Source organism: Vreelandella vilamensis, assembly GCF_031451755.1.
GTDB lineage: Bacteria > Pseudomonadota > Gammaproteobacteria > Pseudomonadales > Halomonadaceae > Vreelandella > Vreelandella vilamensis.
This window is the reverse complement of sequence record NZ_JARWAN010000017.1, coordinates 36,253-60,199: the sequence shown is the minus strand read 5'-3', so window position 1 is coordinate 60,199 and position 23,947 is coordinate 36,253. Positions and strand designations below refer to the sequence as shown.

24 protein-coding genes and 1 pseudogene are annotated in these 23,947 nt (G+C 57.8%); 1 reads left to right on the top strand and 24 read right to left on the bottom strand.

Annotated elements, in window-relative coordinates:
* Positions 1–29: 29 nt before the first annotated feature.
* The 18 genes from QC823_RS11155 to QC823_RS11070 form a co-directional block, all read right to left on the bottom strand.
* Positions 30–1,289 (bottom strand): TadG family pilus assembly protein, encoded by a 1,260-nt coding sequence (locus QC823_RS11155; RefSeq protein WP_309656421.1) that lies wholly within the window; start codon positions 1,287–1,289, stop codon positions 30–32.
* Between the two features lie 2 nt (positions 1,290–1,291).
* Complete coding sequence (locus tag QC823_RS11150) at positions 1,292–1,744, bottom strand: TadE/TadG family type IV pilus assembly protein (protein WP_309656420.1); 453 nt, start codon at positions 1,742–1,744, stop codon at positions 1,292–1,294.
* 38 nt (positions 1,745–1,782) lie between these two features.
* Positions 1,783–2,721: a tetratricopeptide repeat protein gene (locus tag QC823_RS11145; protein WP_309656419.1), complete on the bottom strand. Its 939-nt coding sequence runs from the start codon at positions 2,719–2,721 to the stop codon at positions 1,783–1,785.
* A 52-nt stretch (positions 2,722–2,773) separates the two neighbouring features.
* Entirely contained in the window at positions 2,774–3,742 is a 969-nt protein-coding gene (locus QC823_RS11140) for a type II secretion system F family protein (protein WP_309656418.1), read from the bottom strand.
* A gap of 12 nt (positions 3,743–3,754) precedes the next feature.
* Positions 3,755–4,756, bottom strand: coding sequence for a type II secretion system F family protein (locus tag QC823_RS11135; protein WP_309656417.1), 1,002 nt, complete (start codon positions 4,754–4,756; stop codon positions 3,755–3,757).
* Complete coding sequence (locus QC823_RS11130; protein WP_309656416.1) at positions 4,747–6,111, bottom strand: TadA family conjugal transfer-associated ATPase; 1,365 nt, start codon at positions 6,109–6,111, stop codon at positions 4,747–4,749. The genes QC823_RS11135 and QC823_RS11130 overlap by 10 nt, the downstream gene beginning before the upstream one ends.
* Positions 6,112–6,161: 50 nt before the next feature.
* Positions 6,162–7,349: a CpaE/TadZ family protein gene (locus QC823_RS11125; RefSeq protein ID WP_309656415.1), complete on the bottom strand. Its 1,188-nt coding sequence runs from the start codon at positions 7,347–7,349 to the stop codon at positions 6,162–6,164.
* Between the two features lie 52 nt (positions 7,350–7,401).
* On the bottom strand, positions 7,402–7,740 hold the full coding sequence (locus QC823_RS11120) for a hypothetical protein (protein ID WP_309656414.1): 339 nt from the start codon (positions 7,738–7,740) through the stop codon (positions 7,402–7,404).
* Positions 7,730–9,325 (bottom strand): type II and III secretion system protein family protein, encoded by a 1,596-nt coding sequence (locus QC823_RS11115; RefSeq protein WP_309656413.1) that lies wholly within the window; start codon positions 9,323–9,325, stop codon positions 7,730–7,732. The genes QC823_RS11120 and QC823_RS11115 overlap by 11 nt, the downstream gene beginning before the upstream one ends.
* A gap of 28 nt (positions 9,326–9,353) precedes the next feature.
* On the bottom strand, positions 9,354–10,181 hold the full coding sequence (gene cpaB, locus QC823_RS11110; protein ID WP_309656412.1) for a Flp pilus assembly protein CpaB: 828 nt from the start codon (positions 10,179–10,181) through the stop codon (positions 9,354–9,356).
* Positions 10,178–11,554: an AAA family ATPase gene (locus tag QC823_RS11105; RefSeq protein WP_309656411.1), complete on the bottom strand. Its 1,377-nt coding sequence runs from the start codon at positions 11,552–11,554 to the stop codon at positions 10,178–10,180. Before QC823_RS11105 ends, cpaB begins: the two co-directional genes overlap by 4 nt.
* 109 nt (positions 11,555–11,663) lie before the next feature.
* The gene (locus QC823_RS11100) at positions 11,664–12,197 is read right to left on the bottom strand and encodes an A24 family peptidase (RefSeq protein WP_309656410.1); all 534 of its coding nucleotides are present in this window, start codon (positions 12,195–12,197) and stop codon (positions 11,664–11,666) included.
* Positions 12,198–12,280: 83 nt separating this feature from the next.
* Complete coding sequence (locus QC823_RS11095; RefSeq protein ID WP_309656409.1) at positions 12,281–12,502, bottom strand: Flp family type IVb pilin; 222 nt, start codon at positions 12,500–12,502, stop codon at positions 12,281–12,283.
* A 496-nt stretch (positions 12,503–12,998) separates the two neighbouring features.
* Entirely contained in the window at positions 12,999–13,517 is a 519-nt protein-coding gene (gene rfaH / locus QC823_RS11090) for a transcription/translation regulatory transformer protein RfaH (protein WP_309656408.1), read from the bottom strand.
* 376 nt (positions 13,518–13,893) lie between these two features.
* Positions 13,894–14,331 (bottom strand): low molecular weight protein-tyrosine-phosphatase, encoded by a 438-nt coding sequence (locus tag QC823_RS11085; protein WP_309656407.1) that lies wholly within the window; start codon positions 14,329–14,331, stop codon positions 13,894–13,896.
* A gap of 49 nt (positions 14,332–14,380) precedes the next feature.
* Complete coding sequence (locus QC823_RS11080) at positions 14,381–15,019, bottom strand: ElyC/SanA/YdcF family protein (protein ID WP_309656406.1); 639 nt, start codon at positions 15,017–15,019, stop codon at positions 14,381–14,383.
* Positions 15,020–15,050: 31 nt separating this feature from the next.
* On the bottom strand, positions 15,051–16,226 hold the full coding sequence (locus QC823_RS11075; RefSeq protein WP_309656405.1) for an O-antigen ligase family protein: 1,176 nt from the start codon (positions 16,224–16,226) through the stop codon (positions 15,051–15,053).
* A 171-nt stretch (positions 16,227–16,397) separates the two neighbouring features.
* Complete coding sequence (locus tag QC823_RS11070; RefSeq protein WP_309656404.1) at positions 16,398–16,958, bottom strand: sugar transferase; 561 nt, start codon at positions 16,956–16,958, stop codon at positions 16,398–16,400.
* Between the two features lie 391 nt (positions 16,959–17,349).
* On the opposite strand from QC823_RS11070, the pseudogene QC823_RS11065 reads away from it, so the two are divergent.
* A pseudogene (locus QC823_RS11065) lies at positions 17,350–17,538 on the top strand (transposase); the annotation flags it as partial.
* A 53-nt stretch (positions 17,539–17,591) separates the two neighbouring features.
* Here QC823_RS11065 and QC823_RS11060 read toward each other — a convergent pair.
* The 6 genes from QC823_RS11060 to hemA form a co-directional block, all read right to left on the bottom strand.
* Positions 17,592–18,344, bottom strand: a complete 753-nt coding sequence (locus tag QC823_RS11060; protein WP_309656403.1) for a HesA/MoeB/ThiF family protein — start codon at positions 18,342–18,344, stop codon at positions 17,592–17,594.
* Positions 18,345–18,371: 27 nt separating this feature from the next.
* Entirely contained in the window at positions 18,372–18,875 is a 504-nt protein-coding gene (locus tag QC823_RS11055; protein WP_309656402.1) for an Lrp/AsnC ligand binding domain-containing protein, read from the bottom strand.
* A 72-nt stretch (positions 18,876–18,947) separates the two neighbouring features.
* Positions 18,948–20,315, bottom strand: coding sequence for an RNA-guided endonuclease IscB (iscB, locus tag QC823_RS11050; RefSeq protein WP_309656401.1), 1,368 nt, complete (start codon positions 20,313–20,315; stop codon positions 18,948–18,950).
* A gap of 308 nt (positions 20,316–20,623) precedes the next feature.
* Complete coding sequence (gene prmC / locus QC823_RS11045; RefSeq protein ID WP_309656400.1) at positions 20,624–21,481, bottom strand: peptide chain release factor N(5)-glutamine methyltransferase; 858 nt, start codon at positions 21,479–21,481, stop codon at positions 20,624–20,626.
* Positions 21,478–22,569, bottom strand: a complete 1,092-nt coding sequence (gene prfA / locus QC823_RS11040; RefSeq protein ID WP_309656399.1) for a peptide chain release factor 1 — start codon at positions 22,567–22,569, stop codon at positions 21,478–21,480. Before prfA ends, prmC begins: the two co-directional genes overlap by 4 nt.
* Complete coding sequence (gene hemA, locus QC823_RS11035) at positions 22,566–23,879, bottom strand: glutamyl-tRNA reductase (protein ID WP_309656398.1); 1,314 nt, start codon at positions 23,877–23,879, stop codon at positions 22,566–22,568. Before hemA ends, prfA begins: the two co-directional genes overlap by 4 nt.
* Positions 23,880–23,947: the final 68 nt, after the last annotated feature.

Below are 23,947 nucleotides of genomic sequence, written 5' to 3'. Positions count from 1 at the left end.
GCGCTCTGCCATGAAGGGATAGCGAGTCATCAATCCACCAGCACTGGGATCTGGGCAAGGATGCCGAAATTCTCGCCGCCGGTTTGGCCCTTGGGTTCATGAACACTGCAGCTAGGCAGGAAGTAGATGCTCATCTTACGCCAATCGGCCGGATCACCGTTCTGGAACTGCAGCCCGAAGTGATCGACAAAGTCATCCCAGCGCACCTCCCCATCCGTGCTGGCATTCTCCCAGTCACCGGGCCACTCGACATCCTCGGAATCGGGGGAAAGCGACATACGTTCAGGGGCATACTGGTCGATCTTGTTCTCCTGTGCATTACTGACCACCCACATGACGTGTACCGTTACGGCACCAACCAAAGGGTTTTGCGGCGCAACGCCTGACTCGCAGTCGATCACCGGCAAGGTTATCGTCCAGGTCTCCTCGCGGTTTGTTTCATCCACCCAGCGATCGTAGAGCGCACTAAACGCTGACTGAACCTGGCCATTATTAGTGGCAATATCTTCACCAAAAAACATCTCGTTCTCGTTGCCATCTCCTTCCACCAGATCTTTCAATTCCTTAGCATTTGTGGCCCCACTTTGATCATGCTCGAAATTGGTCCAACCACCGGTCTGATCACCTTCCGGGATGAAACGTCCCACGTCGCAGGAGTAATTACCGCCAGGATTGAGCAACGCTTGTTTGCACAAGGCAATCGGTTGATCCACATCTTCCGGCCGTAACGTTCCCGCAAAGCCGATATAGGCCACCGAGCGAGCTGAAGCCTCATAACCCTCAAACCCTAGCACCCGACCAAAGAAGGCTTCCACGGGTGTCTGCTGGCGCGCCGTGACCACCTCGACAGCATTGATGAAAGGTTCGAAAGGGTCGTACTCGTCGAGTTCTGCCGTGGTCTTCTCGAAAAGGTCGGCAGGAACGAGCGAATCATCGGCGGTGAAAGTTCGTGAACCGAAGCTCCAGTGACCTCGCAAAGCACTGATGATTTCGACCGTCTCGTTCTGACTGTTGTTGGCTTCCGCCGCATCGGTAGCGACCTGATTGGCCCCAGCGTTCACCGCACTGCCATCGCTGGTGTACAGGAAGCGCGCTCCTGCCAGCGCTCCGGCATCAGAGGCGTTATGCAACTCGTTTCTGGCCACGAAGAGATTGCCACCATCCACCGAGAGTGCCGTGAAGGCCATCAGCATGAAGAGCGACAAGGACACCAAAACAATGGAGATACCACTCTGACGTTGCGGAGAGCCAAAGCGCCAACTTGAACGTCGTGATTGTTTAATGTTCATGGCTATTCCGCTCGCATGGTAGTGGTGGAGGAAAGCTCTAGAATGCCGCCCAAGGTGCCGACAAAGCCAGGCAGCAGCAGGAACTCGTAAGGATAGTTAACGGTGACGACGACATCGCTGCCGGGCGGCATATTGGCGTCAGAGCGCTGAATGTCGATAGCCATTTCCGCCGGTCCGCCGAGCGAAATTAAATACTCCTCGGCGTAGTCACGAATCGCTTGCTCAATGGCCGCATTTTCAGCAGCAATATCCCGCGGCTGCGGCTTGAACAAAATTCCTGTTCTGGCCCCTTCGCGGCTGGCGTTAGTAAGCGTTGCCTTGTCGAAAAGTGCCACGCTGAACTCGATGATGCCGAAGAGCAGGAGGAACAACAGTATGGACGAGATAGCAAACTCCACGGTCTCACTGCCCTGCTGTCGGTGTAGCGACCTGCCCTGCAATCTGTGTCCCTTCATGATCTCTTCCTCCGCGGAAAAGTCTGGTTACGTGGCTATCAGTTGGCGCGAACGCCACCGCTACGCCGCCTAATGTTGTCCAGGTTCTGGGCGTTCTCGCTGGCGGTGACGTAGTAGGCCGGCGAGAGACGCATCGCCTCCTCAAAGAAGCCCATGGCATCGTCGTAGCGCCCTTCCAGCATCGAAATATAACCGATATCGTTGTAGGCCTTGGCGCGGTCTCCATTGCGCGCCACCGCCTCAACAGCCGTCTCGAAGTCACCCTCACGAGCGTAGACCAGGCCGAGGTTGCGCCAGGCCAACTCATAACCGGGGTTGACACTCACCGCACGGCGCAGTGACTGGCGTGCCCCCGGCCAATCGCCGGCCAAATAGCGTGAATAGCCTAGGTTGTTGAGAACCAGCGGAGTGCTGGGCCTCACCTCCAGCGCTTTTTCATAGTGGCTTTGCGCCAAACTGTAATCACTACGCATGTCGGCAATCACTCCCAGGGCATTATGCGCCTGCCAGGGCGTATCACGGCGGGTTGCCAACGGCTGCAGCTGCTCCTCTGCTTGATCGAACTTGCGTTGCTCTAGCAGCGCCACGCCCAGTGCCGTGCGCGCCCCGATATGACTGCCGTCGAGCGCAAGCGCCCAGAGGTAGGCCTTCTCGGCCAAGTCGTGGTTACCGCGCCCATGGTGGATGATGCCCACTCGGTAGAGCGGATCGGCCTGGGGGCGCCTCTCCATCCGCAGCCCACGCAGGTATTCAAAGAGGGCTCGGTCGGGGTCGCCAGCACGCATCGCCCCGGCACCGTTACGGTAGGCCTCTTCTGGCGAGGCAACCGGGAAGGCCGTGCTGTACTCCACCGAACTGCTGTTGCCCAGCGCTGCGTAGGGATCTGCGCCTGATTGAAGCTGGGAATTACTGGCACACCCTCCTAGGATCAAGGCCAGCGCGGTAAAAATTAGCGGAATTCTAAATGTGGATTTCATGTGATTCTCCCTGAAGCCTTGTTGATTATCGTTTTGGTTTGAAGCCACGCCATTAGCGCCCGGCAAGAGCCGCCATGGCGCCCAGCAGGGGCGGCCCCAGGGCCACCACGAAGAAACTAGGAAAGACGCAAAATATCAGTGGGAAAAGCATCTTGGTGCTCACCTTTGCCGCTTTTTCTTCCGCTTCCTGGGTACGCTTGTCACGTAACTCCACAGCGAAGAGACGCAATGTCATGGCAATACTGGTGCCGAAACGCATGCTCTGCAGCAGCGTGGTTACCAGGCCGCGAATGTCGTCAACACCGGTGCGCTCCTCTAGGTCGCGCAGCGCCGATTTATTATCCATGCCGGCGCGGGTCTGCAGACCAAAGAGATGCAACTCTTCGGCCAGCTCGGGATGGCTGATCTCGAGATCACGGGCCACACGCTGGATGGCTGCCCCCAGTCCTAGGCCTGCCTCGCTGCAAACCACTAACAGATCAAGCGCATCCGGCAAGCCTCGGCGCAGCAAGCGGGTGCGGCGCTTGATGGTTCGCTCCAGCCAGAAGCGCGGCAGCAGGTAGCCAGTGATCGCTGAGCCAGCGACCATTACCATGCTGAAAACCGGATCCAGGCGTACGAAAGGCACCAATAGCACTAGCAGCAAGATCGGCGGGACCACAGTGAGCAGCAGGCGCACGCCGAAGAAGACATTGACCGCCCCAGGAGAGCGTTTTCCGGCACGCTGCAGCTCACGGGCGATACGGCTTTTGGACTTTTCTTCGGTCGGCACCAGCCGTTCCCCCATAGGGCCCAACCACTGGCTAGCCCCTGCCTCCCCTGTTACCGCTCCTGCAGAACTCGTCTCCAGTTTGCGCAATCGTTGCCGCAATGGATCGGAGAACCCCATCACCACGAACGTCACAGCAATCAACAGTGCGAAGATCGCCAGGCCGAGCATGCTAGCAAAGATCAGCTGCAATGCTTTCGGATCGTCGAGAGTGTTGCTAAACGGCTGCAACCATTGCATTAAAGCGTCCATGTCCTACCCTCCTCAGACCTCGATGCGCACAATCTTGCGCATCCACAGAATACCAATAACGATCATCACGAAGGCCGCCATCACCAGTTGCCGCCCGATCGGATCCTGGGTCAGCATGGGAATGAAGTTAGGCGAGACCAACGTGAGCACACCCGCCAGTACAAACGGCAGTAATGAGAGAATCCAGGCTGCCATCCGCCCTTGGGCGGAGAGCGTCTTCACTTTGCGATGAAAGCGGAAGCGGTCACGCACTACGGCGGCCAGGCCATCGAGCAACTCAGCCAAGTTGCCGCCGGTCTCCTTCTGGATCAGCACCGAGGTAACGAAGATCATCACCGTCACGCTCTGCACTCGCCGCAACAGACCGAGCATGGCACCGCGAACGTCACCGCCGTAGTTGATCTCCATGAAGGTGGTGCGAAACTCCCCCGCGAGGGGCTCGGTCATTTCCTCGGCCACTAGGTTCATGGCATCGCTGAAGGGATGACCGGCACGCAGTGCCCTGGCCATGATGATTAGCGCATCGGGCAGTTGCTCCTCGAAGTGAGTCAGGCGCTGGCTGCGTTGCCGCAGTAGGCGCATGAAGGGAAACGCCGCCACGGCCACCCCCAGCAGCACCCCAAGCAAAGGCTGAGGCAGCAAAAAGTAACCCGCCACGCCGCTGACACCGCCCAGGCAGACCGAGTAGAGCACCACGCGATAGGCAGGCGTCTCCTTGCCCGCCTGCTCGATAAGCTGTTCCAGACGCTCCATTCCCGGCAGCGATTCCAGCGCCCGTTCCAGGGGCGAGAGCTTGTGCAGGTACTTGCGCCGCATTAGCGAGACCTCGCCGGAAGCTTGGGCCTCGCTGGAAATCGCCCGTAATCGCTTCTTTAGACGCTTTCGCGCCTGACGGTTTTCGCCAAAGGCGGGTACCAGGAAACTCTGCATCAGCAAGAAGGCGGCAATGAACACCATGCCGATGACGATCGTTTGGTCGGAGAACTTGATATCCATAAGGCTGCTCAGATCCATGACCGCGACCCTCCTGTGTTCTGGAAGATCTCCAAACCAGGGTCGAGCCCGCGCCGCTTGAGGTGATCGTGGAAGCCTGGCACCACGCCAGTGGCCACATAGCGGCCGATTACCTTTCCATCGGCATCGACACCCTCACGATCAAAGCGGAATATCTCCGACATGGTGATAATCTCGCCTTCCTGGCCGTTTACCTCCTGCACGCTGACCAGGCGGCGCACGCCATCCTCCTGGCGCTCGATCTGCACCACCACGTCGATGGCCGAGGCGATCTGCGAGCGCAGCGCCTGGGGTGGCAGTTGGTAGCCGCTCATAGCTACCATATTCTCAATGCGTGTAAGGGCGTCGCGAGGGGTGTTAGCGTGGATGGTGGTCAGCGAACCGTCGTGGCCGGTGTTCATGGCCTGCAGCATGTCGAAGGCCTCGCCGCCGCGCACCTCGCCCACCACAATGCGGTCGGGGCGCATGCGCAGGCTGTTGCGTACCAGGTCACGTTGGCTGATCTCGCCCTTGCCCTCGATATTAGGCGGACGGGTCTCCAGACGCCCCACATGGGGCTGCTGCAGTTGCAGCTCCGCCGAATCCTCGATGGTGACGATCCGCTCATCTCGGGGAATGAAGCCCGAGAGTACGTTGAGCAGGGTGGTTTTACCGGCACCAGTGCCGCCGGAGACCAATACGTTGAGCCGCGCCTTGACCACCTTTTCCATCAGCAGGGCGATCTCCGGCGAAATACTGCCGTACTCCACTAGGCTGTTGGCGTCCAAGCGCTCCACGGCGAAGCGGCGGATGGAGAGCATAGGACCGTCGATGGCCAGCGGTGCAATCACCGCATTGACCCGCGAGCCGTCCTTGAGGCGCGCATCCACCATGGGGGATGACTCGTCGATACGTCGCCCCACGCTGGAGACGATGCGGTCGATAATACTCATCAGGTGGGCGTCGCTGTCGAAGCGCAGCTCGGTTTGCTCAAGCTTGCCGCGCCGCTCAACGTAGATGGGCGTGGTACCGTTGACCAGAATATCGGAGATCGTTTTGTCGGCAAGCAGTGTCTCCAGCGGCCCCAGACCCAGCACTTCGTCCTGCAGTTCGCTGACGATGCGCTGGCGTACTCCGGCGTTGAAGGGCAGCGTTTCCTTGCTCATCAGCGACTCGCACACCTGCTGCACCTGCAGGCGCGCCTCGCGCTCGTCCAGACTGCTCAGCAGGGTCAAATCCATCACCTTGACCAGCTTGCGAAAGAGCTGCTGTTTGTACTCCTGCTCTTCCCGCGACAGCCGCCCGGCGACACGGCTCGCCCAGCCGGCGCGCAACTCGCCTTCGGTTTCAGGGTTCATACGCTCGCGCAGATTCATGGCCGTTCTCCTGGTAAATGCTCCGTATTCTTGTTAGTGACGACGGTGTTTTAGTGTCGCCCGGGCAGAGCCCAGCTCAACAGCGAGCGCTTCCGGCTCGGGCCAGCGCCCGGCGACGGGGCGTCCAGTGCCTCGGCCAGCCCCTTGATCTGTTGGGTGAGCGGTGCCTTGGGCGCGATGTCGTGCAAGGGGCTGCCCACGTTGATACTGAGGCTGGCACGCTTAAAGTCGTTGGGCAGGGTGCGCAGCGTTAGTCCTGGCAGGGCATCGCCGATGGCACCGAGGTCGACATCGTGCTTTCTGTCATAACGGTTAACCACCACGCTGATCCGCGAGGGGGAAATCCTCAGTTCATGGACAAGGATGTCGCGCAGTCGCTGGGCATCGTGCAGGTGGGCCACGCTCTGCTGCATCACCACCAGCACGTTATCAGCGTGCTCCAGCACCCAGGCGGTAGCGCCGTTGAACCAGCGCGGCAGATCTACCACCACTTCCTCATGGGCCTGCGTGAGCACCTGCAGCAACTGCTCGACCCGCGACTCGGGCACCTCGCTGAGCCCTAGGTGGTCCCCCGGCGAGGAGGCGAGCAGCGCCAGCCCGCTCTCATGGCGCTGCAAGTAGGCCTCCAGCGCCAGAGTATCGAGGCTGTCGGCAGCTTCCAGCGCGCGCACTAGACCGTGATCGGGCACCATATTGAAATAGAGCGGCAGCGAGCCGAACTGCACGTCCATGTCTACCAGCACGGTATTGCGCTCCCAGCGCGCCAGACAGTGCGCCAGATTCGCCGCCACTAGGCTGGCACCAGAGCCACCCTTAGCGTTGATCACTGCTGTGGTGCGCGAAGCTCGGCCCGGCTCCAGCGGGCGATCGCGGGAGAGTTCACGCAAAAACTGGATGATTTCGCCATCGTCGATGGGCGGTGAGAAGAAGTCCCGGGCTCCGGCACGCATGGCGAGCCGAATCAGTTCCACGTTACCCTTGGGCCCCACCACCAGCAGTGGTGGGCGCTCGCTGGCCGGGCGCTCGCACAGCGCCGTTAACTCCGCCTCCCAGTGATCGCCGACTAACAGCACTAGGGCATTGGGTAGCGGGGCGACACCGGCTAACGGGTCGACGTTGCCGTTAATCATCAGCCGGGAAAGCACCTCGATATCGCTCTGGCTGCGCAGTAGCGACTCCAGAGCTTTCAGCTCTTCCTGGGCCCTTCCCGCTAACAATATCTCGAGCCGTTTGCGCATGGTGTCACCTACCTGTCATTAAAACTGTTATGAATAAATGCCCTGAATATGTTCACTGCGTGGAAGTGGGTGCCTGACCGCCACCCACCGGCGCGATACGATAGGTGCGCATTGCCTCGGCCGCCTTGTCGCCGCTCAGTGGCGTCACCTCATCACCGAGTTGGTAAGTCTGGATCTGCTTGGTGTGGCGCACGCTATCGCCAAAGGGAGGCAGGTCGGCGCCTGGGCGCGGTGCCGTGCAGCCCGCCAGCAACACCGTGACGGCCACGGCTAGCCCCAAGCGGCAAAGTATGGTGGCGTTTGCCCTAGTGGACGGACGACGTAAAGTGGAATGGAACATGGCGCGTTCTCCCGAGCCGGTAAAAGGGAACACATAGCGATCAGAGGTCATGGCCGAACTTCCCTTCGGTACCGCCCTCACGGCGGCTCGTCATCAGTTCCAGGTCCAGGCTCGTTGGACGCGGCCATGGGTTACCTCGCTCCCTGATCGGCTGAAAGCTGCCTAGCAAATAGAACTCCAGGTCGCTCGGCGGCACGAAGGAACCAGTGGGCAGGCGTACCTGCTGCGGTTCGAAGGAGCGCGCCAGGCGTGGGGTGACGAAGATCACCAGCTCTGTCTGCTCCTTAACGAACTCCTGACTGCGAAACAGGGCCCCGAGCAGCGGCACTTCACCGAGGCCAGGCAGCTTGGATACGTTCTCTCGCAGGCTCTCGTTGAGCATGCCGGCAATGGCGATGGTCTGGCCGGTGGCCAACTCCACCGTAGAACTGGCACTTCGCTTGGTCAGCGCCGGCACGAAGAACTGCGCACTCACTCCGCTGCCCACGCCCACCTGAAGGCTGTTGGCCGGCACCAGATCGGAGACCGTGACATCCACCTTAAGGTTGATGGTGCCGGAATCCAGTACCACTGGCAGAAAGCCAAGCCCCACGCCGAACTCCTTGTGTTCGATGGCCACCTGGCCGTCGCCCTGGGGAACGGGAATGGGAAACTCGCCGCCGGCCAGAAACTGGGCCGGCTGACCGGTAAGGGTGGTGAGGTTAGGTTCGGCAAGAATCTTGGCCACCCCTTCAGTCGTGGCGGCATCCAGCACTAGGTTGAGCAGGTAGTCAGCGCGCTGGTAACTGGCGAAAATGCCGGTATCAGCAATGGTGGCGGTGGCCGGGGCAAACTCATCGATGACAGGACCAACCGGCGTGCCATCACCGAATATCGGCATCCTGCCTCCCAGTCCCTCCGCCCCCTCGAAAACAGCATCGGGGAAGCTGGCACCGCCGCTGACGCCACCAAGACGCAGCGCCGAGGAGCCGACATTAAACACGTTAAAATTGGCTTCAAGGCGCTTGACCAGCGAGCGCGACACTTCTGCCACCTTAACGTCGAGCATCACTTGCTGGGCGCCGCCCACCTGCATCAGGTTAAGCACGGCGCCCTCCTCGCTGCCGGCGTAGCGGTTGGCCAAGCGCAGGGCGGTTTCCAGCCGCGCGGCGCTGGAAACCTCGCCGCTGAGCACGATACCCTCCTGGGTGGAGCGCACCTGGATGCTCTCGCCGGGCAGCAGTTCGTGCAGGTTGCTCTTAAGCGTCTCCAGGTCATGGGTGACGGTAACGTTGAGCGAGCCCTTGACGCTTTCGGAGCGATCCCATAGCACGACGTTGGTGGTGCCGGTGGACTTGCCCAATACATAGAGTTGACGCGAGCCCATCACCACGATGTCGGCGATATCGGGGTTGCCCACCGAAACCATCCGCACCGGGCGAGGGAACTCCAATACCTGCCCCTTGTTGATCGCCACGGCTACCGTTACCGCCCGCCCTTCCAGCGGCATGGAGACGCGACGGGCATTGTCGTTATCTAGCCTTTGCTGCTGGGCCGCCAGCTCCAGCCCCCAACCCGCCGTCAGCAGCGCCACCAACACAAGGGCCAACCACTTGATAACCTCGTGATGTTTACTGTATTTGTCCTTGATCATCATAGCGATTCTCCCCTGTTGTGTTGGTAGCCTATTGGCGTACGCTGACGCTGCTCATCTGGGTGCCGCGCAGCACATCCACGCGACGCTGCACTGGAGCGGCACGCCGTGGCTGCGCGGGCTCGGCACGTGCCTCGACTTCCGAAATTTCTGGAAGATTGAGGGTCTTGCGCTGGGCCAGCATTATGTCGTTCTCTTCCGCCTGTTCCAGGGGGTTACGCAGGGTGAGCTGCACCTTTCCCTCCTGGGTAGCCTCGGCCAGTATTTCGGCTTCCTGGGTGGTGACTGCCAGGGTGACGGCGCGTACGATCACCGGGCTATCGCGCTCCTGGCCGGCGATCTGATCCACCGCCAGCACCTTGAGGTTACTCAGCACCGTCTTTGTCTCGACACTATTACGGTTACCGTTGCGCTTTGTGGAAACCACATCAACCCGATTGCCGGGCAGCAGGAAACCGGCCACGCCCACCACGTCATCGACCCGCACGCTCATGGCACGCATGCCGGGTTCGAGCAACGCGGCCAGTGCGCTTCCACCTAGGTGTTCGGAAACGCGACCTTCCAGCACAATCTCGCCGGGATAGATCACCTGATTGTTGACCCGCCCCACCACCTTCTCGATGTCATTGAAGCTGTTGGGCGGCACCAACGCTCGGGGCATGGCCACCATCTTGAGATCCGAGGCCTCCACGGTGGAGCCGAAAGGCACCTGTAGCGTCGCTACCACTACCTGGGCGAGATCATTTGGCCCCTCCTCGTCGTCGCCCTGCTTCTGCATCCAGCTCATGGCCACCACGGCAGCCCCTAGCGCCATGATCAGCGAGAGCGTGAACATGGCGAAAATACCCTTGCGTTTCATGGTGCATCCCTCCGGTTAGTGGCAGCTTCTCCCTCATGATGCCCCTTTGAGACATCGGAGAAGTCGCCGAAGTAGGTCTGCCAGGCCCAGCGCAGAATCTCGCGATCCGGCGCGTTGCGGCCTTGGTAGTCGAGCTGGTCCTGGGCGAGGCTCAGGATGTCGCGGGGATGGCAGGCGAGCAGCGGCGTATCGAAGCGCGTATGCAACTCATCGATCACGAAGTCGGCGAGCTCTGCTTCGAAGGGCAGCCCCTGGGCCTGGCACTGTTGCCGCCAGATGGCCAGATACGCCTCGCGCTCCAGCGGCGCGAAGCGGATCTTGTAGCCGATGCGGCGCAGAAAGGCGGCATCGGCCAGCGAGAGCGGGTCAAGGTTGGTGGAAAACACCAGCGCCACGTCGAAGGGCACACTGAAGTGGTAGCCGTTACTCAGTGCCAGGAAGTCGCGGCGCTCTTCCAGCGGCACAATCCAGCGATTGAAAAGCTCGGTGGGCGTCATTTGCTGGCGCCCCAGGTCATCGATCACCAGCATGCCGTTGTTGGCCAGCAGCTGCACCGGCGCCTGATGGATATGAGTGGCAGAATCGTACTGCACTTCAAGGCGCGCCATGCTCAGCTCGCCGCCGGTGATGACGCAGGGCCGGTGGCAGCGCACGTAGCGCGGGTCGTGGCCCTGTTCCAGGTAGAGCTGCGTAGCGGGCGTCGCCTCGGCCGGGTCGTCCAGCGCCTTGTGTACGGCAGGGTCATAGCAGCGTAGCGCCTTGCCACCCACCAAAATAGCGTGGGGCACCAGCACGTCGCCGGGCAGCAGCCGCACCAGGCGCCTGGCGATATAGCTCTTGCCGGTGCCGGCATGGCCGTGGATGAACATGGCACGGCCTGAGTGCAGGCCCGGGCCGAGCTGGTCGAGCAGCGCCGGGTCGATCACGGTATCGGCGAAGGCCTGCATCACCGAGTCGCGGTTGATACCCACTTCGCTAAGCGCCTGTTCGCGTACCCGGGCGCTGTACTCTTCAAGAGTAACCGCTGCCTTGCCGCTGTAGCCGTCGCGGTTGAGCGCCTCCAACGCCGAGGCGCGGCCGCGATCAGTAAGGGCAAAGCGCAGCGCGCCGCTTGCGCCCTGGCCGCGCACCTCCACGCGCCCCTCCTCACGCAGAAAGCGGCACACCTCTTCAACCACGCTGCCGGCCAGGGCACTCTCGCGGCTAAGCTGGTGCAGGTCGAGCACGCCCTGCTCGAAGAGCTGCTTGATCAGCAGATCACCGAGATACAAAAGCGACAAGCCGGTCTCCGCCACCGTGCCGGGGCGCGGCGCCCGCTGCGCCGCCGGATGGCTTGCGCCGCTGCCGCTTGTCGTCAACGCTTCCTTAAGCATGGCTCGACCTCACATTTTGTTACAAATCTTTAACTTGCAGGCGAAAGGCCTGGCAATGGCCACTAGAGTTCCGTTTTTACCGTTGTATTTCCTTTTAACCTACCAGCGGCTATTGCCAGATCATCCAGGCAGTAGTACCGATAGCAATCGACACCGCAAAGGGAAACTTCTTGCCCATTACCTCGCCCTCTTGCGGCGCGATATAGAGCGGCTTTCCCGTTACTACCAGTGTCTTCATCATCAGGCCGTAGCGGCCCCAAGGTGAGACGGTATGGCTGTTGAACAGGGCCGATGCGGCAAAGCCCATGCCGATGATTCCGCCGACCACAATGCTGGCGAGCCCCGCCTGCAATACGCCCAACGGCCCCAAAAAGGTGCCGATTGCCGCCATCAACTTAGCGTCACCCGCGCCGGTAAAGCCCATCAGGTAGCCAGGCATCAAGATCGCCAACCCCACCAGCAACCCGGTGATGGCGGCCAGGACACCGCTTGGGCCTGCCAGTAAACCCTGCAACAGCAGCCCAGTAGCGGCCCCGGCCAGAACGAGTGCGTTGGGGATGCGCCGTTGACGAAAATCCAAAATCATTGCCAGCACAATTAACAGCATTATGGCCGACATCATCAGGAGAGAATCAAACGGCATGGACATTTCCTCGGCAGCTGAGAATGAAGGGAGGCGCCGGAACTCCGGCGCCTATACATCATACAAAAACTTGATCCTTGGCCTTATTCGCCTTCAGCAGCAGTAGCAGCAGTCCCAACAGCGGTCGCCGCTGCATCGGTCTGCTCTGCCAGAAAACCGAGTGCGGTAGCAACGTTGTCACCGATGGTGATGAAGAGTGCGGCACCAACTGCCACAATCAATCCTCCTACCAAGGCCCATTCCACTACCTCGGTACCTTCTTCTTCTTTCCAGAAACGCTCGATACCTTGCATTAGCTTGTTCATGACAATTCTCCTAGGGTTAAGTCATCAAACCTGCACAGTGCCGTTGTGGAGCGACAAAAGCTTCAATCGCTCACACAAATAATGATTGCAGATACAACTCAGTTACGCTTGGATAATATTGCAATACACTAGGAGTATCTTGCAGCGCGAAGGAGAGCTGGAGGAAGGGTAAGAGGGGCGATGACGGTGCTGTATAGGATGGGGGCCGATTGCCGCCTGGCGGCGCTGGCTTAGGCGAACTCCCCCTGCCAAGGCGTACAATGGTGGTAGAACAAGAAGAGTTTCAGGTGGCTGACAAAAACGCTAGCCAAACGCACAAGCGTTATGGCGAGGATCGGAAATACGATGGCAGCCGACGACATGGTTCATCGCCGCGAACCTGGCTCTTGACTTTGCCACTTCCCGCTTCCGTCCTGCGACGGTACTTGTTCCCAAGGCACGTCAACATGCCGGGATGCCTTTCTGGCTACGCCCGCCTGGCGGCGTGGCTTTGGCACTACTTCTTTAACTGGTGCACGCTTATTTCAATGGCTTGCGGGCGTTGCAGCATATTGAGCAGCACGATCGCGCGTTCTTCGCCCTTGGTGTGCTTGAAAATCGCGGCTAGCTCCTTAAACGGTCCTTCTGTAATAGTCACTTTATCGCCTGGGCTGAAATAGTCGTGTATGCCTTTCTGCTGGTGTGGATGCGTTTTGATGGCGTCAATCAAGGCATCCGCCACGGGAATCGGCATATTGCCGAAAGTGATCAATCGCAACACGCCACGCGTGGAACGAAGGGGGCGCCAGTTACTGACGATTTGATCCAGCCGGATAAACAGATAATACGGAAACAGCGGTTCGCTGAGCGTGATGAGTTTGCCGTTGCGCTTGCGCGGTATGTTCATCACGGGGTGAAACACGTCGTACCCCTGATTGGCTAAGTTCTCGGCGGCACGAAAAGATTCGCCGCCTTTGCACTGAATAACGTACCAGGACGGTCGACTTGCTTGCGTTGGTTTCGATACTTGCTCCATAAACGAGACCCTCGGCTTTCAGGTAAAAGAGAAAGCGGGGCGTCGTTACCCGCCAAGGCCCCTTTCCTTTTGTCAATGAAGGCTGTCAGCTAGCGGCAACCCTTTTTGAAGCGACCATCTTCCAACTATCCTCCAACTACCTCCCTACTATCTCCCTACTATCTCCCTACTATCTCCCTACTATCTCCCTACTACCCACAAGAATAGCGCCTTATCGGAGGAGAACGCGCGACCTTGTTGGTGAGTTGACCGTTTTGGTGTTCATACCCGGCCCGTTGCTTGGCCTCATGCCCCGTCCCTGCCGCTTACGATAAAGTTCATCACATTCACACAGCGCACGGGATTGTGCCCGCAAAACCGTTTGTAGTGTCGCTGGCTAGAGTTTTTCCGCCCAAGCGAGAGAGGCATCTTTCAATAACATATGTATATGTTCAAAAACTTCCGTGGACTTGCGGTATGGATCGGGAATATTTTGTCCTTTGCCGCTATCTAACCAACGTCCAAGCAATAGTGTCTTGCCCAAGGCTTGGGGTGCTTGTTGCCCTACCGCCCGCCTCTGACGCTCGGTCATCACCAGAATGAGATCGGCCTCTTGTATCATTGCCACTGTTAGTTGTCGTGCCTGATGATGGTTAACATCCAGACCATCGGCTTCGGCCAACTGACGGGCAAGTGGTGATACAGGCTTACCTTCCAGGGCGCCCAAACCGGCGGAACTGATCCGGCGCTCGGGTAACCGCTGTCGAAGAAATGCCTCAGCTACAGGACTACGGCAAATATTGCCGGTACACACCACTAAAATACGCTCGAACATGGCTTACTTATCTCCTGGATAAGCAGAAGGACAATTTCCGATAAAATAGTTAGTGCTCCCACCGAACGGCAAGAAGACCAAGTGCTTCGTAGATGGCCCTTTCTGTCTTGCGCAACTCACTTGCAGAAGGTAGCCAATAAGCCAGACCCAACCCTTCAGTTCGATCCGCCAGATAATGGGTCGGTGCGGCAAATGGCGACAAACCTGCCGCCTCGAAATGCCGCATCGCGCGCGGCATATGAGACGCGGAGGTCACCAGTAATACTTGTGCATTTTCGCCGAACAAGGCCTGCACCGCTTTGGCCTCTTCGGCAGTATCAGTGGGCGATACCAGTGTCATGATACGCATTCGGGGCACGCCCAATGCCTCGGCGGCTTCGGCATAGCCGTGGGCCATCGTCATTTCTGAATTCCCGCCACCCCCTGACACCACAAGTGGCAAGCTTGGGCGTTGATACCACAGCCGCAGACCTTCCATCAGACGCACCCCTGAACTTTCGCTAAATCTGCCAGTTATGGACCACGGGCGATTTGGTTGCCATCCACCCCCTAGCACTACCACTGCCTCTATGTTCCGGTCTTCCGGCCACTTCTCCCAGGCAGGATATTGAGACTCCAACGGCACTAACAGATTGTCTGCAACGGGCGCCCATGCCGCCAGCAATAGCAAAAGCATGGCTAGCGTCATAAGGCTGCCCCCTAGGCGATATCTCCCTAGCTTACGAATCCACCATCCGAGGGTAAAAATGACTGCCATCAGAGGCATCGGCATCAACAATATAGCCGCTAGGCTTTTCGTTAGAGTATACATAGCGATGATAATGCGGCACTTTCTCAGAAACGTGAACCCAAATAAAGATTAGCCAACTTGCATACACTGCAATTCCTGCCGGATATGCAAAAAAAGAATAGCTCAAACCAAAACTCATAAACGCGATTGGCAGTAACATGCCAGCCACGGCATAAGCGCGCTGAATAGCACTTTTGGCACGCAATCCTGAGAAAAAAAGCCAAATAGGCATGAGATAAAGGCCGAGTGTCATCAAAAAGCCTGGCAAGCCTTTGCGCACCCAGGCATCCAGAAGGTCGTTGTGTGCATGCCAGTAATTTCCTAGTTCAGGACTTAGTACGCCTTGCGCCTCTAGACGCTGCATGGCGGGATGAAAACCTTGATGCCCATATCCCACTAGGGGTCGTTCACCAATCAACCAAAATGCACCACGGTACATCTCCAAACGAGCCCCAACGGAGCCGTAGTCGGTGCCGGCGATATAGCCATTGATTTCGGTCACCGCTTTTTCCACCCGTTTTTCCACACCGCTGTATGGCGTAACATACATTGCCACCACCACGGCTATTACCATACTCAGTGCCAGCCAACGCCATAGTGCTCGCCACAAGCGCGCATAAGCGTAGTAAAACACCCATATTATCAGCGGTAATGCCAACCACCCGCCTCGTGTGCCGGAAAGTGCCGAGGCTAGCCCCCCTCCTATCGCCCCACCCAGTAAAAGCATTACCCAAAAAAAACGCGTTGATCGCTGCTGCCAGGCCCAACCCAATCCGGCCAAACATAGCACAGCCACCAAAAGCGCAAGGTTGCCGAAGAAGATAGAGTGTAACGGTGGGTGGCCTGTCGCTCGGGTTAAACCGACCCCCCACTTTTGCCATGCCGCCCATCCCCCCACGCCCAATCCGCTCAACGCCAATCCTACCCACCATGCCGAAGGGTTTGGTGGTACAGCACGGATCATCACGAAGGCCAGGGCTGCTAGCCACGCTGCACCCGCCAATGGCAAGGCTTGCATCAGGGTAGAATGCCAAGCACCTACCGCCATTTCGACAACACCGACTCCTAGTAATAACGCCAGCAGTGGGCCATCGCCCCGCGCCATTACCTTCCTTAAAAAGCCACGCTCCCGTCGTATATTCAGGACAGCAATTGTCCATATAATAGTAATGGCCATTCCCAGCCAATAACCCAGGGGAACCAATAGCGGAAAGGTGCTGATTGCAATTGCCTGCATGCATTCTTTACCTTAAAAGATTACAGGAGTTCGTATGCGTTATAGCTTCACACGATCTCCGCTTCCTCGCCCCAGAACGGTCAGGAACAAATAGCGGAAATACGCTGGCAGCGCCATGGTTGCCAACATTTTTTGATCCATTTCCGCGAGCACCAGGGGCGTAGACATATCAATGTCGTTAAGTTGCGCCAAACCGGTAATACCTGGACGAGCGTTGTATACACCCCGCTCGAAGCGCTCCTGGATCAACTCACTCTGCGTGTATAAGCACGGGCGAGGCCCCACCAAGCTCATTTCTCCTTTCAATACATTCCATAGCTGAGGTAATTCATCCAACTTAGTGCGACGCAAGAAACGTCCGAAACGCGTTATTGAGGAAGCATCCGCCAGGTGCGAAGCTACCCATGCGGTATCACGCTTCATGGTACGAAACTTGATCAGTACAAACGGACTGCCACGATACCCGACTCGTTCTTGCAAGAAAAAAGGAGAGCCTGTATCCCAATAGCCGATCAAAGCTATTAATAAAAATAGTGGCAGACCAATGAGCAAACCCGTACTGGCAATTAGAATGTCACAAAAACGAAGTATTTTTTCCATGATATCAAAGCCTGAAGAAAGTTAAGTTTCAATCATCACTATCAAAATTAAGTCTTGTAAAATCTTTTGATTTCACAAAACTTATTATAAATATCAAGGATCACTAAATAGAAACTTTAAACTCTAAAAACGTTTTTCGTTGTAAAAGAAAAAACACCTTGTTAGTGTTTTTTAGTTATTGTCTCAGTCTAAAACAGACTTCGCATGATATCATTTAAATTCTATGCAATAAGGAGAAAGATCAGAAATGGGAAAGAAATCACTCAACCAAAATAATCAATAGAATAATTAAATTTAGTGATATTTTTAGTCTTCCAAATGCTTTAACTATAATTTGTCTGAAAACTCGATTTTGCTAATATTTTCTATGCAGCAGTTGCATAGGTGATTTATGGCAGGAGGTTACGAAATCTCTGATCAAGGCTCGGAGATCATCAAAGACCTTGTGGTATCGCACGCGAAAGCCACTGGGCGTCCATGTCGTGATGACCGCCAAATGCTAACCGGCATTTTTTGGATTCTTTGCTCAGGGGCTAAATGGCGTGATTTACCCGACCGTTATGGCCCTTGGAAAACGGTGTAAGACCGATTCCGGCAATGGCGCGATGATGGGCTCTTCGCCGTTACAGAGTTTCAAGGCTTACCACATACCGGGCAGGCGGGATCGCGGGGAACCTGAAAATGGCGCCACTGACCGCTTAATCCGTCAAATGTGGAAAGCCCTGTATGCACTCGTCCGGCGCCGCTTAACAGCTTAAAGGCCTCCACCGCTTGGAAGCTGCCAATCAAGCCGACCAGCGGGGCCATGACTCCGCTTTCGGCACAGGAAAGTGCTTCATCGCCGCTCTCATCAGGCGGATACAAGCAGGCATAACAAGGAGATGCCGGGTCGCGGGGGTCAAACACCGCGAGCTGACCGGAAAAACGAATAGCGGCACCAGAGACTAAGGGCACCCCTGCCGCTTGGCAGGCTGCGTTAATCGCATAGCGGCTAGAGAAGCGGTCAGTGCAATCGAGCACCACATCCACCCGTTCCACCAGCGTCCTGAGCGCATCACCAGACACATGCTCATGGATGGCCACCGCTTCACACCCGGGGTTAAGCGCGGCGGCACTTTCACAGGCTGAATCCGCTTTGTTGCGCCCCAAATCTGCCTGCTGATGGGCGATCTGGCGCTGTAGGTTGGATATTTCGACCTCATCGGCATCGGCAACCGTGAGCTGACCGACACCCGCAGCCGCCAAGTAAAGCGCTACCGGCGAGCCGAGTCCACCAGCACCAACCACGAGCGCATGGGCGCTGAGCAAACGCTCTTGGCCATCGATTTCGACCTCGGGCAGCATAATTTGGCGGCTGTAGCGCAAAAGCGCCTGGTCATCCATCATCGCTTAGCTATCCTCTACCTTGGTGTTTCACGCTTTGTCGTCAAGCTCGTCAATATCGGGCATGTGCAGGCTAAAGCTCTCTTTCACTTCTTCCATGACAACGTAACTTTTTGACTCCTTCACGCCGGGCAAGGTCAACACAACATCACCCAGCAATTGCCGATAAGCTGACATCTCCGGAATCCGGCACTTTAAGATGTAATCAAAATGGCCAGAGACCAAATGGCACTCTTGAATTTGCGGCAATGTCTCGACGGCCCGGCGAAACTCGTCAAACACCGCCGGTGACTGAGTCTCCAGGCTGATTTCAACAAACACTAACAAATTGGCCTTTAACGCCCGCGGGTCAAGAATGGCTTGATAGCCGCGGATAATACCGGTGCGCTCTAACCGCTTCACGCGCTCTAAACACGGCGTCGTGGAAAGCCCCACTTCAGCGGCCAAATCAACGTAAGAAATACGCGCGTTCTCCTGCAGGCAGCGCAGGATTTTGAGGTCAATGCGGTCCAGCGTTCTGTTTTTGGCTTTCATCAGATTTTGCGCGGGAAACCCGGTGCTTTTAGCGCCGGGAGGGATAGCGCGTCGTGCGAAGCACGACCTGGATTACGCTACCGCCTGCCCCGCATCTCCTTTCAGGTTAATGGCCGGTAAAAGGTGATAGCCGTAGCCATCACCGCGCTGGATCACGGTGCAGTGCTTATGCGAAATGCCTTGTACGGCACCTTGTTCGGTCTGGATGTTAAAGCTGCCGGTTTTACGCACCGCGACACGGCCCGTATGGGTACCGATTTTCTTGCCGGTGGGCACGATGGCGTTGACCATATCGCCGGTCTGAAAGCCGTGTACCTGCTTTTGGCGCATTAAAATGCCTCGGCGAAAACCGTATTTATCCAGCCGTGTCCGCTGGTAACTCCCGCGTCCGGTGGCTTTAATGGTTAGCGTTGGCATCTGCCAATCGTGCAAGGCATCCATCGGGCCAACGCACGCCGCGTCCAGGGCATGGGTTTTAGGGATGCCGAGCCGCTGCTGGTTGTATTTCGTGCGCCCGCCTGTACCCACGGCGACCGGCAAGCCGGTGACTTTGAGGGCGTTAAATAGCGCCCAGCGGGTGGTGTTGACCGCGCTGGCATCCCGCAACGGGCGTTGTTGCTGGCGCTGCACTCGCTCAAGCCGCGCCTCAGAAGTGTGGCCGCATTTTTTCAGACGCTTCTTGAGCCCTTTGTTGGTAGCGAAAAAGTCGGCAAGCGGCTGGCGATCTTTCTCGGTGTTGCAGTCGTGACAACTTAGGGTCAAGTTACTGACACGATTAGAACCGCCTCGACTGCGCGCCACGATATGCTCGATCTCCAGCGGGGTGTTGGTGGCGCCGCAATAAGCGCACTCACGCCCCCATTTTTCCAGCAGGTATTCACGCACCTCGTAGCCGAGTAACGTGTCTTGCTGGTATTCGACGCCGCTGATCTCGGGGGTTTCCAGCTTTTGCGTATCAAAGCGTACCAATTCCTGATCCAGTGCCGTAATCGTCGCCAGCTTATTGAGCCGTTGCACCCACGCCATGACCGTATCAACGCGGTGCTGCAATGACGGTGGCAACCACCCCTCTGGTCGAGTGCGGTTATCAAAGCGCGGGGCACGATGGCACAAATTCGCCGAGCGGCGACGACGCCGAAAAGCCGCACGCTGTTGCAGGGCTTTTTTAATCTGGAAGCCGCGATGCACCAACTCAAACAGGCACAGCACATGCTGCCCGTCATCGTCCTCACGCACCACGGCCAGCCCGGTTGTTTTGCTGCCCGGATCGAGCTTGAGGCGCAAGGGTTGTGTGTCGCCACCCACCCGGTCTTTGAGCCGAATCGTGAACGGGTAACGTTTATGCACCACGGCGCGACCGCGCTGAAGCAGCAACCGCGCGCGCTTTTCGCTGCACGGCATCAACAGCCGCTTGTGTTTGTCCCATACGAAAACCGCCACGGCGATTTCCTCCCTATTGGCGCCCTTACGGGCCTAGTGTCGCGGGGCTTACGCCCCGTCTCCCCTCGGGAATGTGCTACACCGGATTGGCTTTCCGCCGCCTTGCCACCTTCGGCGCTCACTCCGACGCCAGCATGATGGTTCGTTCCAGCGTCCGAAGCTGAGGAAGCACCTCGGAGTGGGTCTTTACCCTATGTAGCACGTAGCGGGTTGGGTACCGCTTTCCCTGGTCAACCGTGCGAACTTGTTAAGTCACAAGCTCGGAGGCTTTAGCCCCGAGTAGTTGACAGCGGGATCCATTACGGTCATTAAATCAACTTATCCAAGCGCCCAAGCGTAACCCGTTCATGCCCTGATAAGTCACACACGCTTTCAACGTTGCTATAACCGGCTTTACGAAGTGCGGCGCGAACATGAGCGGCTTGCGTGTGACCATGCTCCAACATCAGCCAGCCAAAAGTGGCTAAAAACTGCCGCGCGCAGGCGACTAAGTGAAGCAGATCGGCCATACCCGCGCTTTCGGCGACCAGCGCTGAGCGTGGTTCAAAACGCACATCGCCCTGCGTTAAATGCGGGTCATCCGCGGCGATATAAGGCGGGTTACTGACGATGATATCGAACACCGGCGTTTTTACCTGTGTTTCAAACGCGCTAAACCAATCACTCTGCTCAAAGCGCACGTTGGCAATGCCGAGGGCTTGGGCATTACGCGTGGCAAGCGCTACCGCCTCAGGACGAATATCCACGCCTTGTATTTGCCAGTGAGGTCGTTCAGAAGCAAACGCGAGCGCAATGGCCCCGGTACCCGTGCCAAGGTCAAGCAACGTGCCGCTTGAGGTGTTGGCACGCGCGAGGGCGGCTTCCACCAAGGTTTCGGTGTCGGGGCGAGGAATAAGGGTACCCGACGAGGTTGCGAGCGCTAACCCCCAGAACTCGCGGGTGCCAATCAGGTAAGCGACTGGCTCACCTTGCGCGCGAGCCGCGACAAGGGCGGCAAAGCGCGCCCGCTGCCAGCGCTCACCAGGGCGGTCTCCCCAGGTATAAAGCCAGGTGCGGTCGCGCCCTATCACATGACACAGCAGCACCTCGGCATCAAGCCGTGGCGATGCCGAACCCGCGTGGGTTAGCCGGGCCGTCGCCTCTACAAGCAATGCATCCAGCGTCATTCGCTGCCCTGTAACGCCGACAGCTGTTCTGCTTGGTATTCGTGGATCAGCGGGTCAATCACATCGTCGAGCTGCTCGCCGCTAACGACTTCATTGAGCTTATAAAGCGTCAGATTGATCCGGTGATCGCTAATTCGCCCTTGGGGATAGTTGTAGGTGCGAATGCGCTCGCTACGATCGCCCGAGCCCACGAGCGAGCGCCGCGCGTCAGCTTGCGACTGACGTTGGGCATCCTCGGCGCTTTGCTTAAGTTTCGCCGCGAGCAGAGACATCGCTTTGGCGCGGTTTTTGTGTTGGCTACGCTCTTCTTGACACTCCACCACCACGCCGCTGGGCAAGTGCGTAATGCGGATAGCGGAATCGGTGGTGTTGACGTGCTGCCCGCCGGCCCCGCTAGAACGGAAGGTATCCACGCGCAGGTCGGACGGGTTGATATCGACATCCTCGACATCATCGACTTCGGGCATCACCGCCACGGTGCACGCCGAGGTGTGAATCCGCCCTTGAGATTCGGTTGCGGGAACACGCTGCACGCGGTGCGCGCCGGACTCAAATTTTAGCCGCGCGTAAACACTGTCACCTTTCACCCGTGAGATAATTTCTTTATAGCCGCCCATTTCACCGTGATTGGCGCTGATCACTTCCACGCGCCAGCCGTGTTTCTCGGCATAGCGTGAATACATACGGAAAAGATCACCGGCAAACAGCGCCGCCTCATCACCACCAGTGCCAGCGCGGACTTCCAAGAATACGCTGCGGCCATCATCAGGGTCTTTCGGTACCAATAAGCGCTTGAGCTCGATCTCTAACGCGTCAAGTTTTTCGCGCCCATCTTCAAGTTCCATTTCCGCCAGTTCGCGCATCTCCGCGTCACTGTCGCGCACGAGCTGTTCAGCTCCCTGCATGTCTTTTTCGATGCTGCGATAGCGCTGCCAGGCGGTCACGAGTTCGTCTAGTTCGGCGTATTCACGCGAGTAGTCACGGAAACGTTTCTGGTCGGTGATCACGTCAGGCTCCGCTAGTAGCAGCGCAAGCTCTTCAAAACGTTCAACGAAGCTGTCTAGGCGTTGGCGCAGCGTCTCTTTCATGCGGGCGTATTATCCTTATGGCGGCGCGGGTTCGCGGGTGAATGGGTTTCAAAAGCAGGCTTTGGAGGCATCAGTAAGCGCGGCACCGCGTCAAGTAGCGCCGACTCTTCTTTAGAAGAGGCATCACGAATGGCTTGAGTAGGCTGGTGCATCAACCGGTTGGCCAGCTGGTGAGCCAAGCGCTCCACCACGGCGGCGGGGTCTTCGCCGCGGGCTAAGCGCTCTAGCGCCTGCTCGCGCGACAAATCCCGCAGCGCTTCGCCGTGACGACGGTACTCGCGAATCAACTCTCCACCGTTACGCACTCGCCGCTCGTGCTGCCAGTGACTGACGCCGTGCTCAATCAGGGATTCGGCTTGATCCGCCGCGACTTGTCGATGACGACGGTTCTCTTCAATGACTTCTTGCAGATCGTCCACGGTATAAAGGAAGACATCGGCAAGCTCGCCCACTTCCGGTTCAATATCCCGGGGGACCGCAATGTCCACCATGAACACCGGGCGATGGCGACGCTTTTTAAGCGCGCGCTCCATCACCCCTTTCCCGACAATAGGAAGCGGCGAGGCCGTCGAGGAAATCACAATATCCGCGTCAACCAGTGCCTCGGGAATTTCGCTCAGGGTAATGGCGTTCGCGCCCAATGCGGCGGAAATTTTCTCCGCGCGTTCACGGGTTCGGTTAGCGACCGTTAACTCGCGCACCCCAGCCTCGTGTAAATGGCGCGCCACCAACTCGATTGTCTCTCCAGCGCCAATTAGCAGCGCCCGCGAACGACTGAAATCGTCAAAAATGCGATTTGCCATACTCACCGCCGCATACGCGACGGAAACCGGGTTTTTACCAATACCGGTTTCGGTACGTACCTGCTTGGCAACGGCAAACGTATGCTGAAAAAGACGCTCAAGTTGCCCCCCGAGGCCACGCGCATGGCGCGCCTGTTGGTAGGCGTCTTTAAGTTGACCCAGTATTTGCGGCTCCCCCAGCACCATGGAGTCAAGCCCGACCGCTACGCGCATTAAATGGCGTGCCGCATCGTTATCGAGGTAGTGGTAAGCGCAACGGGCAAGATCGTCCACACGCAGGTTGTGAAAACGCCCTAACCAGTTGAGCACGGTTTGCTCCCCTGCCGCGTCGGTGACGCAGTAGAGTTCCGTGCGGTTACAAGTCGACAGCACCGCGGCTTCGCTGATTTGTGGCAGGCTACATAACTCTTCCAGCGCGGACTCTAACTGCGCCGGTGTAAAAGCCACCTGCTCACGCACGGCCACCGTGGCGGTACGATGATTAATTCCCAGGGCAAGAAGCGTCATGCGATAGGCGTCTTCGCTCGTGTGTCAGTCTTAAACGTGTGGGTATTGGCTTGCGGTACAAGCTAACC